Origin of the sequence: Streptomyces sp. BE20 (assembly GCF_036322525.1) — a bacterium.
Taxonomy (GTDB): Bacteria; Actinomycetota; Actinomycetes; order Streptomycetales; family Streptomycetaceae; genus Kitasatospora.
This window is the reverse complement of record NZ_JAQYWW010000601.1, coordinates 1-1,739: the sequence shown is the minus strand read 5'-3', so window position 1 is coordinate 1,739 and position 1,739 is coordinate 1. Positions and strand designations below refer to the sequence as shown.

1 protein-coding gene is annotated in these 1,739 nt (G+C 70.5%); it reads right to left on the bottom strand.

Annotated elements, in window-relative coordinates; all coding sequences use genetic code 11:
* Positions 1 to 1,739 (bottom strand): acetate--CoA ligase (acs, locus tag PUR61_RS11995; protein ID WP_329878692.1); only part of this gene is annotated, 1,739 nt, incomplete at both ends.

Sequence of the window (1,739 nt, the reverse complement as noted above, 5' to 3'; positions counted from 1 at the left end):
GCCCGCAGCTCCTCGACCAGCTCGGGGCTGTCGGCGGCGGTGCCGCGGAGGATGACGAAGGCGACGATCGCCTGGCCGGTGGTGGCGTCGGCGGCGCCGACCACGGCGGACTCGGCCACGGACGGGTGTCCGACCAGGGCCGACTCGACCTCGGTGGTCGAGATGTTGTGGCCGGAGACGAGCATGACGTCGTCGACCCGGCCGAGCAGCCAGATGTCGCCGTCCTCGTCCTTCTTGGCACCGTCACCGGCGAAGTAGCGGCCCTCGAACCGCGACCAGTAGGTGTCGATGTAGCGCTGGTCGTCGCCCCAGATGGTGCGGAGCATGGACGGCCAGGGTTCGGTGAGGACGAGGTAGCCACCGGAGCCGTTGGGGACCTCGCGGGCCTCGTCGTCGACGACGGTGGCGCCGATGCCGGGGAGCGCGCGCTGGGCCGAGCCGGGCTTGGTCTCGGTGACGCCGGGCAGTGGGCTGATCATCATGGCGCCGGTCTCGGTCTGCCACCAGGTGTCGACGATCGGGGCCTTGCCGCCGCCGATGTGCTCGCGGTACCAGATCCACGCCTCGGGGTTGATCGGCTCGCCGACGCTGCCCAGGACCCGCAGGGAGGAGAGGTCGAACTTCGCGGGGATGTCGTCGCCCCACTTCATGAACGTGCGGATCGCGGTGGGCGCGGTGTAGAGGATCGTCACGCCGTACTTCTGGACGATCTCCCAGAACCGGCCCTGGTGGGGGGTGTCGGGGGTGCCTTCGTAGATGACCTGGGTGGCGCCGTTGGAGAGCGGGCCGTAGACGATGTACGAGTGGCCGGTGACCCAGCCGATGTCGGCGGTGCACCAGTAGACGTCGGACTCCGGCTTGAGGTCGAAGACGGCGTGGTGGGTGTAGCTGGCCTGGGTGAGGTAGCCGCCGGAGGTGTGCAGGATGCCCTTGGGCTTACCGGTGGTGCCGGAGGTGTAGAGGATGAAGAGCGGGTGCTCGGCGTCGTGCGCCTCGGGGGTGTGTTCGGTGGACTGGCGGGCGGTGGCCTCGTGCCACCAGACATCGCGGCCCTCGGTCCAGGAGACGTCCTGGCCGGTGCGGCGGACGACCAGGACGTGCTCGACGCCGTCGACCTTGGTCAGTGCCTCGTCGATGGCGGGCTTGAGGGCGGAGGGCTTGCCACGCCGGTAGCCGCCGTCGGCGGTGATGACGAGCTTGGCCTGGGCGTCCTGGATGCGGGAGGCGACGGCGTCGGCGGAGAAGCCGCCGAAGACCACCGAGTGGGTGGCGCCGATCCGGGCGCAGGCGAGGATCGCGACGACGGCCTCGGCGATCATCGGCAGGTAGACGGCGACCCGGTCGCCCTTGCGGACCCCGAGTTCCAGCAGGGCGTTGGCGGCCTGTGAGACCTCGTCCTTGAGCTGGGCGTAGGTGAGGGAGCGGCTGTCGCCGGGCTCGCCCTCGAAGTGGATGGCGACGCGGTCGCCGTTGCCCGCCTCGACGTGGCGGTCGACGCAGTTGTAGGCCACGTTGAGCTTGCCGTCGGCGAACCACTTGGCGAACGGCGGGTTGGACCAGTCGAGTGTCTCGGTGGGCTCGACGGCCCAGGTGAGGCGGCGGGCCTGCTCGGCCCAGAAGCCGAGGCGGTCCTCGGAGGCCTGAGCGTATGCGGCCGCGGTGACGTTGGCGGCTGCGGCGAGCTCTGCCGGCGGGGCGAAGCGCCGTTCCTCCTTGAGCAGGTTGGCCAGGCTCTCGTT